Here is a 16,037-nt window from a genome sequence, read left to right as displayed (position 1 = left end):
CAATTGTCATCATGCGTAAGTTAGGGGCTTTCTTGCTTGTTTTGACCCTGGCCGTCGCCAGTTTCAGTGTTGCCTTCTCAGGCAACGACGGCCCGGGCGCCGGCGGCGCGGGCCGCGATGGCTATGGAACGATCACCCTGGATGGCGTGCGCGACACGGCCTACGGCTCTGCCATCGCCATTGACCCCAGCGGCGACCTCGCCAGCCCTGGCCCTGCCGACTGGTCTGGCACGACCTGGACCGATCTCACCAATCTCTACTGCGCCAACGACGACACGAATGTTTACGTCTATGCGGATTTGCCCAACTACACCCAGGCCGGTTCCAGCGGCCAGATCGGCCTGACCGTTGACCTCAACTCGAGCGGCGGCGGCAGCAGCGATCCCTGGGGCAACGCCATCACCTTCAGCCATCCCACCCTGCCCGATTTCCTCGTGCGCGGCCACATCGCGGGCATGGACGGCGGCGACAACGGCTGGACCGAGCTGCGCGCCTGGACCGCCGGCGCGTGGAGCGCTGGCGGCGTCAACTGGGGCGGCATCAGCGGCGGCGGGCAGAGCGGCAGCAACATCGCCTACGCCAACAGCCAGGGCGTCGAGCTGAAGATTCCCCTGGCGACCCTGGGCATCGGCCTGGGAACGAACATCAAGCTCGAACTGTTCGCGACCCAGGGCGGCGCGGGCAAGGGCGCCTACGATTCGACGCCGAGCGACGATCAATCCACGGGCTGGGACGATCCCAGCAACCTGGTCAACTACGCTAACTGCGACGTGGTGAGCGGCAGTACATCCACGCCGACGCCGACGACGGCTCCGACCAGCACGCCGACGCCGACGACCGTTCCCACGAACACCCCGACGCCGACGACGGCCCCAACGAATACTCCGACGCCGACGACGGCTCCGACCAACACGCCGACGCCGACGACCGCGCCCACCAACACCCCGACGCCGACCACCACCCCGGCGGGCGGTGGGAGCAACAACATCCTGTGGGATCCGTTGTACCATGCCGCGCCGAGCGACGATCCGCAGACGGAGTTCGTGCCGGGCGAGGTCTTCACCTTCCGCAGCGTGGACGGTTCGGGCAACGTCTATCCGACGACCGCGGTGGACATCTACATTCTGACCGAATGGCAGGACCTGACCAGCGCGAACGTGATCTACTCGACCGGCGGGGGGGACACCTACCTGCCGATGGTGTGGATCAAGAACATCACGACGACGTTCCACGGCCAGCCCTCGTACACCTACGACCTGTGGCAGGGGACGATTCCGGCGCAGAGCGCAGGGACCACGGTCTATTACCGTGTGCAGGTGAACGACGGCACGGCCAGCGCCTATCTCAAGGCGGCGAACAGTGCGGGCAGCGGCTATCAGAACCCGTTGGGGCAGTGGGTACGCAATCCGGACGCAGCGGGCAGCGACAACTACAGCTACACCGTGATCTCGCCGACCGCGACGCCGACGCCAACCCCGACCGCAACCACTGCGCCGACATCCACACCAACGCCGACCAGAACGCCCACGACTGCGCCGACGGCCACACCGACGCTGACGACGGCTCCGACGGCCACGCCGACGCCGACGACTGCTCCGACCAACACGCCGACGCCGACGGCTGCGCCTCCGACGCCGACCACGGCGCCCACGAATACACCGACGCCGACGACGGCTCCGACCAGCACGCCGACGCCGACCAGAACGCCGACGACTGCGCCGACGGCCACACCGACGCTGACGACTGCGCCGACCAGCACACCGACGACCATTCCCACGAACACGCCGACGCCGACGACCGTTCCCACGAACACCCCACGCCGACGACGGCTCCGACCAACACCCCGACGCCGACGACGGCCCCAACGAATACTCCGACGCCGACGACGGCCCCAACGAATACCCGACGCCGACGACGGCCCCAACGAATACTCCGACGCCGACGACGGCTCCGACCAACACGCCGACGCCGACGACCGCGCCAACCAACACGCCGACGCCGACCACCACCCCGGCCGGCGGTGGGAGCAACAACATTCTGTGGGATCCGTTGTACCATGCCGCGCCGAGCGACGATCCGCAGACGGAGTTCGTGCCGGGCGAGGCGTACACCTTCCGCAGCGTGGACAGTTCGGGCAATGTCTATCCGACGACTGCGGTGGACATCTACATCCTGACCGAATGGCAGGACCTGACCAGCGCGAACGTGATCTACTCGACCGGCGGGGGGGACACCTACCTGCCGATGGTGTGGATCAAGAACATCACGACGACGTTCCACGGCCAGCCCTCGTACACCTACGACCTGTGGCAGGGGACGATTCCGGCGCAGAGTGCGGGGACCACGGTCTACTACCGTGTGCAGGTGAACGACGGCACGGCCAGCGCCTACCTCAAGGCGGCGAACAGTGCGGGCAGCGGCTATCAGAACCCGTTGGGGCAGTGGGTGCGCAACCCGGACGCAGCGGGCAGCGACAACTACAGCTACACCGTGATCTCGCCGACCGCGACGCCGACGGCCACCTCGACGCTGACCACTGCCCCGACCAGCACACCGACGCCGACCAGAACGCCGACGACTGCGCCGACGACCACACCGACGCTGACCACTGCGCCGACATCCACACCGACGCCGACCAGAACGCCGACGACTGCGCCGACGGCCACACCGACGCTGACCACTGCGCCGACATCCACACCGACGCCGACCAGCACGCCCACGACTGCGCCGACGGCCACACCGACGCTGACCACTGCGCCGACATCCACACCGACGCCGACCAGAACGCCGACGACTGCGCCGACGGCCACACCGACGCTGACCACTGCGCCGACATCCACACCGACGCCGACCAGAACGCCGACGACTGCGCCGACGGCCACACCAACGCTGACGACTGCGCCGATCAGCACACCGACGCCAACCAGAACGCCCACGACTGCGCCGACGGCCACACCGACGCTGACCACTGCGCCGACGGCCACGCCGACGCCGACGCCAACCGGATCGGTTACGTTGTCGCTCATTCCTGACACATCTACGGTGAGCGTGGGGCAGGTGTTCACGCTGACGATACGCGCCCAGGCGGGGAGCCAGTTGGTGGACGGCGTGGCTGCTTATCTGAACTTCGACCCCGCGCTGCTGCAGGTGCAGGCGGTGACGAACGGCAGCGCGCTGCCGGTCCAGATTCAGAATCTGATCAACAACAGCACAGGCACGGTGGATTTTGCCGCCGGCGCATTCAGCAGCTTCCCCAGCGGAATCTTCGATGTGGCTTACGTGCGTCTGCAGGCCATCGCCGCCAGCGCCGGCGCCCCGGTGACCTTCAACCGCTCAACCCCGCGGCGCAGCGATGTCACCTTTGGCGGCGCTTCCGTCCTGGGTGCGGTCAACGATGCCCTGGTTATCATTGTGGCAGGAAGCACCAGCACGCCGACGCCCACCCCCACGCCTGCGCCAACCAGCACGCCGACGCCGACAGCCGCGCCCACGAACACGCCAACGACTGCGCCGACCAGCACGCCGACGCCGACAGCCGGACCGACATCCACTCCTACGGCTACGCCGACCAAGACCCCGAAACCAACGAAGACGCACACCCCCACGCCGACGCCGACAACCGGACTGACCAGCACCCCGACGGCGACGACTGCGCCGACCAACACGCCGACGGCGACCACCGCGCCAACCAATACGCCGACGCCGACCAACACCCCGACGGCGACGACTGCGCCGACTAACACGCCGACGGCGACGACTGCGCCGACTAACACGCCGACGGCGACGACTGCGCCGACCAACACGCCGACTGCAACCACCGGGCCGACCGCGACCCCCACCGCGACCCCGACGGGCGTCGTCATCTTCCAGGCGCCGCAGAGCAGCACGGTCATGGTCGGAGACACCTTCACGGTGACGGTGCGCGTGCAAGCCGGCAGCCAGCCGGTCAACGGCGCGGCCGCCTACCTCAACTTCGATCCGGCCATCGTGCAGGTGCAAGCCCTGACTGCCGGCGCCTCCCTGCCCGTGCTCATCCAGAGCCAGTTCAGCAACAGCGCGGGCACGGTAGATTTCGCGGCCGGGGCCTTCAGCGGCTTCCCCAGCGGCACTTTCGACGTCGTGCAGGTGCGCCTGTCAGCCCTGGCGCCAAGCGCAGGGATGCCCCTGGTCTTCAACCTGACGCCGCCGCGGCGCACCGACGTCACCTTCGGCGCTGGCTCGATCCTGGCCGGCGCGGTAGATGGCGTGGTCATCGTCGCCAACAACTGTTATGACCTCGACGGCGATGGCATCGTTGACGTGGATGACATGGTGCAGATTGCCCTGCGCTGGCTGCTCACCGCCGACAATCCCGATCCTGACGGCGATCCGGGCACGCCCAATTACGCGTTCCGCTACGATCTGGACGCCGACCGCGACATTGATGTGCGCGACATCATGCTGGCTTCTGCGCACTGGAACGAAGCGCAGATCTGCACGCCCCCCTGATCGAAACGCGAAGGAAATTTCTGGAGGTTCTTATGCGACAAACATGGCGTTGGTTGCGCCTGTGCGGGTTGATTCTGTTGGCAGCGGTCTCATGGCCGCAGTTGAGCCACTCCGCCAACCCGCCGGCTGCCGGTCTCGCCGCGCCGCAGGGCGCGGCCGATTGCAACATCTTCTGGACTGAAGTGTTGCACGACACCTTCGACAGCGACTACCGTTCGACCGTTGGCCCCACCACCCCGAGCACGACCGTCAAACTGCGGCTGCGCGTGGCGCAGAGCGACATCACCACAGCTCGTGTGCGCGTCTGGAACGACCGCACCGACAGCGAGACCTATGCGGCCATGACCTGGGATGGCGCGTTCGACACCGATCCTGTCACCTACGACTGGTGGTTTGCGGACATCGCCGTGGGCAGCCAGCCGACGATTCTGTACTACTTCTTCGAGCTGAACGACAACGGTTTTGGCGGCTGCAGCCCGGCCGATCAGGACTTCTACACTGACGACGACCCCAAGTTCTACGGCGGCGGCCGCGGCGCGATGAGCGACGCCTACAACGACCAGAAGAGCTTTCAGATCACCGTCTACGACCCGGCCTTCGACGTGCCGGCCTGGATGCAACAGGGCGTGGTCTATCAGATCTTCCCCGACCGCTTCCGTGACGGCGACGCCAGCAACGATCCGGCTGCCGGCCGCTTTTTCTACGGCGCCAACTCGGCCATCGTGCGCTCCAACAGCGCGGACTGGAACGCCACCATGTGCGACCCGCGCAACGTGGCGTCGCCCACCTGTAACAAGCGTTACAGCGACAACTTCTACGGCGGCGACCTGGCCGGCATCACGCAGAAGATCAACGACGGCTACTTCGACAACCTGGGGGTGAGCGTTCTCTACCTCAATCCCATCTTCAAATCGCCCTCCAATCACAAATACGACACCGCCGACTACCTGCAGATTGATCCCGATTTCGGCGACCTGGCCGATTTCCAGGCCCTGGCCGCGGCCGCCAACAGCCACGGCCTCGAACTCATTCTCGATGGCGTCTTCAACCACACCTCATCGGACAGCCCCTATTTCGACTATTACGCGCTCTACGCCGCAAGCGGCGCGTGCGAGTCTGCTGGCAGCCCGTACGCGGGTTGGTACTACATCCCTGACATCGGCACACCGGCCTGTGAACCGGACCGTACGGGCGATCCTAACGTCTGCGACGCGGCCGACCGCGTCACGTGCCGCCCGCCCGGCTACGGCGGCGCCAACACCTACGATGCCTGGTACGGCTACGGCTCGTTGCCCAAGCTGCAGGCGAACTCGGCCCCGGTGCGCAGCCTGATCTGGAACAACGGCCTGAACTCCGTCGGCCCCTACTGGACCAACCAGGGCGCCAGCGGCTGGCGCTTCGACGTAGGCGGGGATGTGGACTGCGGCCTGACCTGCGCGCCGGCCAACGACTACTGGGAAGGCTTCCGCGCCGCGGTGCGCGCGGTCAACAGCCAGACCGTCACCCTGGGCGAGGAGTGGGGCGATGCGTCGGCCTGGCTGCTCGGCAACGAGTGGGACAGCGTCATGAACTACCGCTTCCGTTCAGCCATGTTGAACTGGCTCTTCACCGGCTGCTCCGGCAACGGTTGCAGCGGCGGAACCACGTTCGAGGACAACGACAGCAACGCGGGCAGTTCCAGCGGCGCGATCAGCGTCATCACCCCATCGCAGTTCAACGCGCGCCTGCGCTCCATCCAGGAAGACTACCCGCCGCCGGCCTTCAACGCGATGATGAACCTGCCCGGCTCGCACGACACCAACCGCGTGCGCTTCCTGCTCAAGAAGAGCAACAACGACAGCGACACGGCCGCGGTGCAGCGCATGAAGGAATGGTGGCTCTTCGCCTTCACCTACCCCGGCGCACCCACGCTCTACTACGGCGATGAGATCGGCCTCAGCCACGATGGCGTTTTCGCCGGCACGAAGTACGAGGACGACCCGTACAATCGCGCCCCCTTCCCCTGGCCGGACGCCAGCGGCAGCGCGTATAGCTACGACGCCAACGCGCAGGCCGCCGACCTGGCCGGCTTCTCACGCCAGATGGCGAGCATCCGTTGGAGCTACCCCGCGCTGCAAGATGGCGATGTGCAGCACGGTCTCATCATCGAAGACGCCAACAAGCTGTACGGCTTTGCCCGCACCAACGGCAGCCAGACCGCGCTGATGGCGCTCAACCGCGACAACCTGGCCCACCCCGCCAGCTTCAGCGGCCTCAACGCCGCGCCCTACAGCCTGCCCAATGGCACAGTGCTGGTTGATGCCCTCAGCGGCGTCACCACCACCGTCAGCGGCGGCGCGGTCAGCGTGACCGTCGCCAGCAACTGGGGCGTTGTGCTGCTGGAAACGGCCAAAGTGCAGACCCCGATCGCCGCGCCCGCCCTCGCGGCCGTGCGCGCCGGCGCCAGCGTCACCCTGACCTGGTCAACCGTGATGACCGACACCACCGGCGCGCGTGAACTGGCAACCGTCTACGACATTCATCGCAGCGCCACCGCCGGCTTCACGCCTGGCCCGGCCACCCTGCAAGGCTCCGTCAAGCCGTCGGATGTCAGTTTCCGCTTCGGCGCCAGCGGCGGGCAGTTCACCTTCAACCAGACGGCGCCCAGCGGCGCGACCTACTACTACCAGGTCTGTGCGCGCAACGCGGCGGGCGTCAGCGGCGCCTGTCCCGAAGTCGCCGCATCCGATGTCCCGCTGGCCTCCTTCCAGGCGTCAGTGCTCCTGCAGGGCCGACCCGCGCCGCCCGATCCAGCCTGGAGTGTGCCGCTGACCGTCACCCTGACCCTTTCCGGCCAGGGCGCGCCGGCCTACAGCTTTGCGCCCACCACCGATGCCACCGGCGCCTTCACCCTGACCGGCATCGTTCCTGGAACCTACGACCTGCGCGTCAAGCACAGCCACACCCTGCAGAACCGTCAGACCGTCACCCTGGCCGCGGGCGCCAATCCGCCGACCGCCGTCGGCGTCCTGCGTGAAGGCGATGCCAACAACGACAACTATGTGACCCTGTTGGACTTCTCGATCCTGGTCACCACCTTCGGCAAGTGTACGGGCACGCCCGGTTATGACGCCCGCGCCGACTTCAACGGCGACACCTGCGTCACCCTGCTCGACTTCTCCCTCCTCGCCACCAACTTCGGCCAGGCCGGGCAGAACAAGGCCGCGGCCGCGCCCGCACTCGACCCGCCCGCTCGCACCGTCAACCTGACGCTGCATTAGAGACCGGAGACTGGAGAACGGAGAACGGAAACCAGAGATCAGAGACCTACGTGGAAGGCGGTTGATTCGTGGTTGGAAGGGAGGGAGATTGGAGATGGAGATCGGAGATCGGAGACCGGAGACCGGAGACTGGAGACTGGAGATCGGAGACTGGAGATCGGAGACCGGAGACCGGAGACCGGAGAACTCCCGTCTTCCACGCACCCGATCTCTGATCTCTGATCTCTGACCTCTGACCGGTGATGAGGTCTTGACAGGGGCGCAGAAGGGTTGTATACTGAATGCAGTGACAGTGCCATGAAGGGTTCCGCGCCTGGCGGGACCGGTGGGTCTCCCTGAACGATTTGCTACGCAAGTGCTGAGCTGTCAGAGTCTGATGATTCCATTGAATGATGAACCGCGCTGCTGGCGCGGACAGATGAATAGATCGAGCCTCAGCGGGGGATGTTGTCATGCTGATGGTGAATCGAGTGGACTGCGGACGCCGAGAGGGCTTCGGACTGAACCTGGCCGTTGGGCGGGTCTGTTGGAGACCGAAGGTTGGAGACCAGAGACCGCAGAACTCTCGCCTTCCACACACCTGATCTCTGATCTCTGATCTCTGCCCTGTGATTGGAGACCGGTTGGCGTTGGGCGGCCCTTCAACGGCCATTCACGGGCAGGCGGTTGGAATGGAGGGGGGTCGCTGGTTTGCCCAGGCTCGTCCGGTCAGGTGGTGCTCGGGCGCCGCTGCCCAACATTCCGTACACCGACCGGGGAGGATCTGGGCCGGTTGACGGTGTTGGCGGCCCCGGCGGCTGACGGTTGGCGTTGGGTCGTCCCATGTAACAGTGTGGGTCAACAGGCAGGATGACGCACGACTCGCCATCACAGTTGATGTTGGACTCTGCCCGAATTATATGAGCAAAGGAGGTGCGTGATCGAACAGAAAAAATGCCCTTGACATCAGAATCTTGAATACTCACTCAAAACACAATGGAGGAAATCGTGGGAACAACTGAATTCATCGAAAGCAGACTTAACGCGTATGCTGAGAAGATCAAAACCGGATCGGCCAAGATCGATGAGCATTCTATAGGCGAGATGACCTTTTTTATGGCTTTGCGCAGAGTGCTTGCCGGAAAGGGAACTCCACAGGATTTGGGAATGATGGATGCGATAAATGACACCCTTCAAGACAAGGGTATCGTTAAGATTGGGGACACCTTCATCACATAACCCAGCAGGGCAAGCAGGTGGAGGGGACGCGACGCGGCACATCGCGCGCCTCCGCCTGTGCCTAATGAAGGCTGAGACAGTTGAACGGTCGAAATTAGTGTACAATTCAGACAGGGGGAGTTGTACAGGTCAGAGCAAGCCAGCCTCGCGGGGTAGGTCAGGCGTGGGGTCGCCTAACAGTACGTTCAGCCGACGGCTCGCCGAGCTCGCCGAACTCCGCCTACATCTGTCGCGGCGGGCGATTCGGGTAGAGATGGTGGCGGCTGACGGTTGGCGTTGGGCGGGCCTGCCGGAGACCGGAGATTGGAGACCGGTTGGCGTGGGGCGGAGCTTCGGCGGCCGTTCACGGGCAGGCGGTTGGAATGGAAGGGGTCGCTGGTTCGGCCAGGCTCGTCCGGTCAGGTCGTGCTTTGGGGGGCCGCTGCCCAACATTCCGTGCAGCCGACCGGGGAGGATCTGGGCCGGTTGACGATGTTGGCGGCCCCGGCGGCTGACGGTTGGCGTTGGGCGGCTCTGCTGCGGGGGCGTCCACAGGCAGGCGGTTGGACTGGAAGGGTTTGTTGGTTTGCCCAGGCCCGTTTGGTCAGGCTCTGCTGGGGGCGGCGCTGCCCAACATTCCGTGCAGCCGACCGGGGAGGATCTGGGCTGATTGACAACGTTGGCGGCCCCGGCGGCTGACGGTTGGCGTTGGGCGGCTCTGCTGCGGGGGCGTCCACAGGCAGGCGGTTGGAATGGAAGGGTTCGCTGGTTTGCCCAGGCCGGTCCGGTCAGGCTCTGCTGGCGGCGGGGGCAGGTCATGTTTCTGCTGGGGGCGCCGCTGCCCAACATTCCGTGCAGCCGACCGGGGAGGATCTGGGTCGGTTGACGATGTTGGCGGCCCCGGCGGCTGACGGTTGGCGTTGGGCGGGTCTGCCGGAGAGCGGAGGTTGGAGACCAGAGATTGGAGACCGGTTGGCGTTGGGCGATCCTTCGACGGCCGTTCACGGGCAGGCGGTTGGAATGGAAGGGGTCGCTGGTTTGCCCAGGTTCGTCCGGTCAGGTCGTGCTCGGGGGGCCGCTGCCCAACATTCCGTGCAGCCGACCGGGGAGGATCTGGGCCGGTTGACGATGTTGGCGGCCCCGGCGGCTGACGGTTGGCGTTGGGCGGCTCTGCAGCGGGGGCGTCCATAGGCAGGCGGTTGGAATGGTTCGCTGGTTTGCCCAGGCCGGTCCGGTCAGGTCGTGCTTGGGGGGCCGCTGCCCAACATTCCGTGCAGCCGACCCGGGAGGATCTGGGCCGGTTGACGATGTTGGCGGCCCCGGCGGCTGACGGTTGGCGTTGGGCAGTCACCATGAAATCATCATGAAATCATCTTGCATAATTTTCGATTTAGATGGAACACTTGTTGACAGCGAATATTTATGCAATCAGGCATTCCTTGATCTTTTACCAGAGTTGAACGAATCGGTTGGAACATTGACGCAACGTTATCGTGGTCAAAAACTTAGCCTAATTTTTGCTGATATCGAACAACGCCTTAAACATAACCTGCCAAAACAATTTGAAATAGATTATCGGCAGCATGTTTCCGAACTTTTCTCTAGCCAACTTAAGCCTATGCCAAACGTCATTGAAATGCTTAATTCTATTAGATTTCCAATATGCATTGCATCCAGTGCCCCAACGAAAAAAATTCGTCAAGCTCTTCAAGTAAGCGGTTTATCTATTTACTTTGATAATCATATTTTTAGTTCATATGAAGTTGGCTCATGGAAGCCAGAACCCTTACTCTTTCAACACGCCGCAAGTACAATGGGCTTCGCTCCTGCGCAGTGTGTTGTAGTTGATGACAGCAACATAGGAATTGAAGCTGCTTGCGCCGCAAAAATGTTCGCCTTGCAATATCGACCAAACGAAGATTGCCCTACGTTTCCTGGCGCAATTACATTTAGCGATATGTCAGAGATACCAAAATTAATGGATAAGTTTGGGTAAAATATCCACCAATATATATGCACCAATGAAAGTAAATAATACAGTACCAAATTCAAGACCGTCTTGCAAAACCTGCCCAACAAAGCGTGCACCTGACGCTGGGGATTCTGCGCACATCCCAAGCAGTTTTACACGCCTTAGCATTTTTCCAGTTGGACGGCTTCGCCGTCCCCGCCCCAGCGCAGGTAACGCAAACCGTTGGGCTGCTCTGCCGGAGACCAGAGATTGGAGACCGGCTGGTGTGGGGCGGCCCTTTGACGGCCGTCCATGGACAGGCGGTTGGAATGGAAGGGGTCGCAGGTTTGCCCAGGCTCGTTCGGTCAGGCTCTGTTGGTGGCGGCGCTGCCCAACATTCCGTGCAGCCGACCGGGGAGGATCTGGGCCGGTTGACGATGTTGGCGGCCCCGGCGGCTGACGGTTGGCGTTGGGCGGCTCTGCTGGAGACCGGAGACCAGAGATTGGAGACCGGTTGGCGTTGGGCGGTCCGTCGAAGGGCCGTCCACGGGCAGGCGGTTGGAATGGTTCGCTGGTTCGGCCATGCTCGTTCGGTCAGGTCGTGCTTGGGGGGCCGCTGCCCAACATTCCGTGCAGCCGACCGGGGAGGATCTGGGCCGGTTGACGATGTTGGCGGCCCCGGCGGCTGACGGTTGGCGTTGGGCGGAGCTTCGGCGAGAGCGTCCATAGGCAGGCGGTTGGAATGAAAGGGTTCGCTGGTTCGCCTAGGCCCGTCCGGTCAGGTCGTGCTCCGGGCGCCGCTGCCCAACATTCCGTGCAGCCGACCGGGGAGGATCTGGGCCGGTTGACGGTGTTGGCGGCTCCGGCGGCTGACGGTTGGCGTTGGGCGCGCAAGCCGTCACCTACGCCGCAGGATGCAGGATAAGGGAGACTACTAACCGACGTTCGCGGGAGATACTCATATGCCGTCAAACGAAGTCATGGAATGGGTAAAGACGATTGGTTCATTGTTATGTTCTTTGCCTGTAATGATCTTGTTGGCCCTTGTCATCTTCAGAAAGCCTCTGCGCAAATTGATCGATCAATTTGCGGGAACAGATGTGAAGCGAGCCAAAATCGGCCCTGTCGAGATTGAGCGTGAATTGGGCAATCTGGCTAAAGAAGGTAAGCAAGCCGTGGAGACCATGAATCGCCTAAACGTACTTATGGCCGAGTCTCGCCTCCTCGAACTCGAAATCACTGAGGGTATGTTTGGTTCGGTATTCTCTCCGTCACAGCGTCAGCAAATGAAAGAGCAAATCAACGAACTACGCAAGCTCACATACAAGGCCACCGAAGGCGAGAGCGGCGAGGGCAAGAATCCAAAGTAACAATGTGGTCGGTAGGAGTGGATCTGTCGGCGATCGAGGCGGCAGGTCGCCACGGTTCAGGGCCACGGGCCTAACATTGCTTCCACCTGACGGCTGCGCCGGTAGGATCGTGGGCCGCGCAAGTCACGGAGGCGCAGCCGTCAGGCGCAGCCGCAGGCGCAGCCGCAGGTGAAGCCGCAGGTGAAGCCGCAGGTGCCGTTGGGCGGAGCCTCGGCGGGGGCGTCCACGGGCAGGCGGTTGGAATGGAAGGGGTCGCTGGTTTCCCCAGGCTCGTCCGGTCAGGTCGTGCTCGGGGGGCCGCTGCCCAACATTCCGTACACCGACCGGGGAGGATCTGGGCTGGTTGACGATGTTGGCGGCCCCGGCGGCTGACGGTTGGCGTTGGGCGGAGCCTCGGCGGGGGCGTCCACAGGCAGGCGGTTGGAATGGTTCGCTGGTTTGCCCAGGCCGGTCCGGTCAGGCTCTGCTGGTGGTACCGCTGCCCAACATTCCGTACAGCCGACCGGGGAGGATCTGGGCCGGTTGACGGTGTTGGCGGCCCCGGCGGCTGACGGTCGGCGTTGGGCATCCAGAGATAGCCAAAATGCTTGCGAAAGATAACTTGGCGAAGAAGAGGCTCTGACTATGATAAGTATCACGATGCCTTGCCAGGACTTGCTCACATGATCGGAAACATAACTAACTATCTCGGAAAGCCATTCTATGAAGCACCCAACTGTGCAATCTATAATGTCGACTGTCTGGACGCAATGAGAAGAATACCGGAATCCTTCGTAGATCTGACTGTCACAAGTCCTCCTTACAATATCGGGAAGGAGTACGAACAAATACTGCCTCTCGATGACTATCTCAGTTGGTGCGAAAAGTGGATCGCGGAGGTATATCGGCTGACAAAATGCGGCGGAGCCTTCTGGCTAAATCTAGGATACATCTCCATTCCTAATCGTTCTAAGGCTATTCCACTGTCCTATTTGCTGTGGAATCGAATGCCTTTCTTTTTGGTTCAGGAAATTGTCTGGAACTATGGTGCTGGTGTCGCTGGCAAGCGATTCTTCTCGCCACGTAACGAGAAGTTTCTGTGGTACGTAAAGGACTCGCTAAGTTACACTTTCAATCTTGATGAGGTTCGTGACCCAAATGTCAAATATCCTAATCAGAAAAAGAACGGAAAGATAAAAGTCAACTCACTAGGAAAGAATCCCTCAGACGTTTGGCAGATACCAAAGGTCACGTCAGGGACAAATCGAAGTTCAAGAGAGCGAACCCCACACCCCGCCCAATTCCCGCGAGCGTTGATTGAGAGAATAATCAAAGCGTCATCGAATATCGGGGAAATAATACTCGATCCCTTTATTGGCTCAGGTACAACCGCTATCGCCGCCCTGCAACTAGACAGGAGCGTTGTGGGGATGGAGGTAAATACTGGTTACTGCCAAATCACGGCTGACAGAATCGAGAGGTTTCTCACCGCGCCTCAGCAGATGCGTCTATTGGAGGGGGAGTTTGAGTAGCTTGTATTTTCCCACGCTGGGATCGAGTCGTGCTTGTTGTCCGGTTGCTGCTGCCTGTCCAATCCAATCAGAATAATCTAGCCAGCCAAATCTGACTCCTACTATTTTGGGCCGCACTGATGCTTTGAACTTCTCGAAATTAACAGCAAGATAGTAGCCTGACTTGTTCTTTTTTGGACTGTCTGTCTCTTGTGCATAACTTCGATTTCCGAATATGCTCTTTGCGCTTGAAGAGGTCTTGATCTCCACAGAATACTTTGGATCAGGGGTATAGACAAGGTCTTTCTCATCGGCGGTTTCTTCACGCCTCCAAGTTCCCGGATAGCGACGAGAAAACTCTAAGGGGATCAGTTCATGTAGAAAATACGCCATGATCTGTGGCCGTGGAAAAAGATCCTCGCCGATTTTGAAGGGCTTGCTGCCGATTCCAGAACTAAATATGTCGTTCCATACTTTCAAAACGACATCGTTTATCTCGATCATTTCAAGAGGATGTTCATCGATCAATTCACGAGTCCGGTTTTCCCAACTCTCTATCGGCAGTCCCAAGTAGGGTGATATCACTGTTCTACTCCAGATACGAGATCGGATAGGGAGGCATCCAGAGCCGTCGCTATACGGGCCAGGTTGAGAAGGCTGATATTGCGCTCTCCTCGCTCAACACTGCCGACATAAGTACGGTGTAGACCTGTCAGCTCAGCAAGTTTCTCTTGCGAGAGACCCTTCGCTAGACGATGCTGGCGGATATTATCTCCGAGCTTGTGAAGAAGCGATTTTGGCATGTCGCAATTATGCACGGATGATACTTATAGGTCTACACTATATAAGTATCATACTGAGACCTTGTGATAATTTGCTTCGGCAAGGTCATACTCGCCCGTCATACAATTGCGATGAGAGAGTTTCGCCACCACGGGCGGCGGGTCTCGTTATGCGGGTCTGGTGCTTGGGCTTTGCCTAACCACTGGTTCCAGTTGACGGTTGCGCCGGTGGGGCCGTGGGTTGCGGGAGGTACGTGAGGCGCAGCCGCAACTGAACCTTGTCCGTTGGGCAAGAAGGCGCAAGCGTTGGAGGTAGAAAATCGAGAAGATTTGCGTCTTGAAAACTGTCTGCGAAGCGATTCGGACAGGAGCGTTGGATACAGCAGCCGATCTACTCAGATGCGAGTACCCGTTTGCCCCTGACCAAGTCATCAAGCGCACCTACGGCCCACAAGAGGCGATCCGTATCTTCATCCGTGATGGATTCATCGATCGGTACACAGGTGAACGTCTGGTCTTTCCACCGGTGCTCCGAGTGATTTCGATGGCGCTGCCAATCGATTTCCCCTACCACCCGAACTGGAAGACGGATGTCACGCATCGAGCGTACTGGGAATTGAGTGCCACTGTTGACCATCTCATTCCGGTCACACACGGAGGAGCGGATGATGACTCAAACTGGGTCACGACGTCCATGGCCCGCAACAGTGCCAAGATGAACTGGACTCTGGAGCAACTTGGCTGGACACTTCATCCGCCTGGGGACTTCCACATTTGGGATGGACTCGTGGGATGGTTTCTCGACTACGTCCAGGTACATCCTGAGTTTCTCGCGAATGGATCAATGAGGAATTGGTTCAAGGCCGCAAGAGTTGAAATCGGTCTACGAACACGTGCCCTGTGACGACGAGTGGTCAACACAGTTCGCCATCGGGGGCGGGCGGGTCTCGTTTTGTCGGCTTGGTGCTTGGGCGTGGCCTAACATTGCGTCAAGCTGACGGCTGCGCCGGTGAGGTCAGGGGCCGCGAAAGTCACGGAGGCGCAGCCGCAGGTGAAGCCGACCGTTGGGCTGGTCTGCCGGAGGCCGGAGATTGGAGACCGGTTGGCGTTGGGCGGTCCTGCGACGGACCGTTCACGGGCAGGCGGTTGGAATGGAAGCGCTGGTTCGCCCAGGCCCGTCCGGTCAGGTCGTGCTCGGGGGGCCGCTGCCCAACATTCCGTGCAGCCGACCGGGGAGGATCTGGGCCGGTTGACGGTGTTGGCGGCCCCGGCGGCTGACGGTTGGCGTTGGGCGGCTCTGCCGGAGACCGGAGATTGGAGACCGGAGACCGGAGATTGGAGACCGGTTGGCGTGGGGCGGTCCGTCGAAGGGCCGTTCACGGGCGGGCGGTTGAAATGGAAGGGGCCGCTGGTTTGCCCAGGTCGGTCCGGTCAGGTCGTGCTCGGGGGGCCGCTGCCCAACATTCCGTACTCAGAAACGGTCCAAGGCGCGGGGGGAA

The 16,037-nt window shown here is 61.7% G+C and carries 11 protein-coding genes; 9 read left to right on the top strand and 2 right to left on the bottom strand.

The features are described from left to right. Positions 1-11: 11 nt before the first annotated feature. The 8 genes from IPM84_22860 (at position 12) to IPM84_22825 (ending at position 13,777) form a co-directional block, all read left to right on the top strand. Positions 12-3,032, top strand: a complete 3,021-nt coding sequence (locus IPM84_22860; protein MBK9095541.1) for a hypothetical protein — start codon at positions 12-14, stop codon at positions 3,030-3,032. After that, positions 3,016-4,488: a hypothetical protein gene (locus IPM84_22855; protein MBK9095540.1), complete on the top strand. Its 1,473-nt coding sequence runs from the start codon at positions 3,016-3,018 to the stop codon at positions 4,486-4,488. The genes IPM84_22860 and IPM84_22855 overlap by 17 nt, the downstream gene beginning before the upstream one ends. Before the next feature lie 32 nt (positions 4,489-4,520). Next, positions 4,521-7,748, top strand: a complete 3,228-nt coding sequence (locus tag IPM84_22850) for a hypothetical protein (GenBank protein MBK9095539.1) — start codon at positions 4,521-4,523, stop codon at positions 7,746-7,748. A gap of 987 nt (positions 7,749-8,735) precedes the next feature. Then, a complete protein-coding gene (locus IPM84_22845) occupies positions 8,736-8,966 on the top strand; it encodes a hypothetical protein (protein ID MBK9095538.1) in 231 nt (76 codons plus the stop codon). 1,342 nt (positions 8,967-10,308) lie between these two features. After that, the gene (locus IPM84_22840) at positions 10,309-10,941 is read left to right on the top strand and encodes an HAD-IA family hydrolase (GenBank protein ID MBK9095537.1); all 633 of its coding nucleotides are present in this window, start codon (positions 10,309-10,311) and stop codon (positions 10,939-10,941) included. Between the two features lie 917 nt (positions 10,942-11,858). Beyond that, a complete protein-coding gene (locus IPM84_22835; protein ID MBK9095536.1) occupies positions 11,859-12,266 on the top strand; it encodes a hypothetical protein in 408 nt (135 codons plus the stop codon). 168 nt (positions 12,267-12,434) lie between these two features. Beyond that, a complete protein-coding gene (locus IPM84_22830) occupies positions 12,435-12,638 on the top strand; it encodes a hypothetical protein (GenBank protein ID MBK9095535.1) in 204 nt (67 codons plus the stop codon). Positions 12,639-12,928: 290 nt separating this feature from the next. Then, positions 12,929-13,777, top strand: coding sequence for a site-specific DNA-methyltransferase (locus IPM84_22825; protein MBK9095534.1), 849 nt, complete (start codon positions 12,929-12,931; stop codon positions 13,775-13,777). Here the strand turns inward: IPM84_22825 and IPM84_22820 are convergent. Together IPM84_22820 and IPM84_22815 are read right to left on the bottom strand one after the other, a co-directional pair. Then, the gene (locus tag IPM84_22820) at positions 13,754-14,341 is read right to left on the bottom strand and encodes a ScaI family restriction endonuclease (protein MBK9095533.1); all 588 of its coding nucleotides are present in this window, start codon (positions 14,339-14,341) and stop codon (positions 13,754-13,756) included. The two genes, IPM84_22825 and IPM84_22820, sit on opposite strands and share 24 nt — an antisense overlap. Further along, positions 14,338-14,559: a helix-turn-helix transcriptional regulator gene (locus tag IPM84_22815; protein ID MBK9095532.1), complete on the bottom strand. Its 222-nt coding sequence runs from the start codon at positions 14,557-14,559 to the stop codon at positions 14,338-14,340. The genes IPM84_22820 and IPM84_22815 overlap by 4 nt, the downstream gene beginning before the upstream one ends. A 298-nt stretch (positions 14,560-14,857) precedes the next feature. On the opposite strand from IPM84_22815, the gene IPM84_22810 reads away from it, so the two are divergent. Further along, the gene (locus IPM84_22810; protein ID MBK9095531.1) at positions 14,858-15,442 is read left to right on the top strand and encodes an HNH endonuclease; all 585 of its coding nucleotides are present in this window, start codon (positions 14,858-14,860) and stop codon (positions 15,440-15,442) included. The last annotated feature ends 595 nt before the right edge of the window (positions 15,443-16,037 follow it).

The sequence above is a fragment of the Candidatus Amarolinea dominans genome, assembly GCA_016719785.1.
Lineage (GTDB): Bacteria > Chloroflexota > Anaerolineae > SSC4 > Amarolineaceae > Amarolinea > Amarolinea dominans.
The sequence above is the reverse complement of the archived record's forward strand: the minus strand, read 5'-3'. Positions and strand labels throughout refer to the sequence as shown.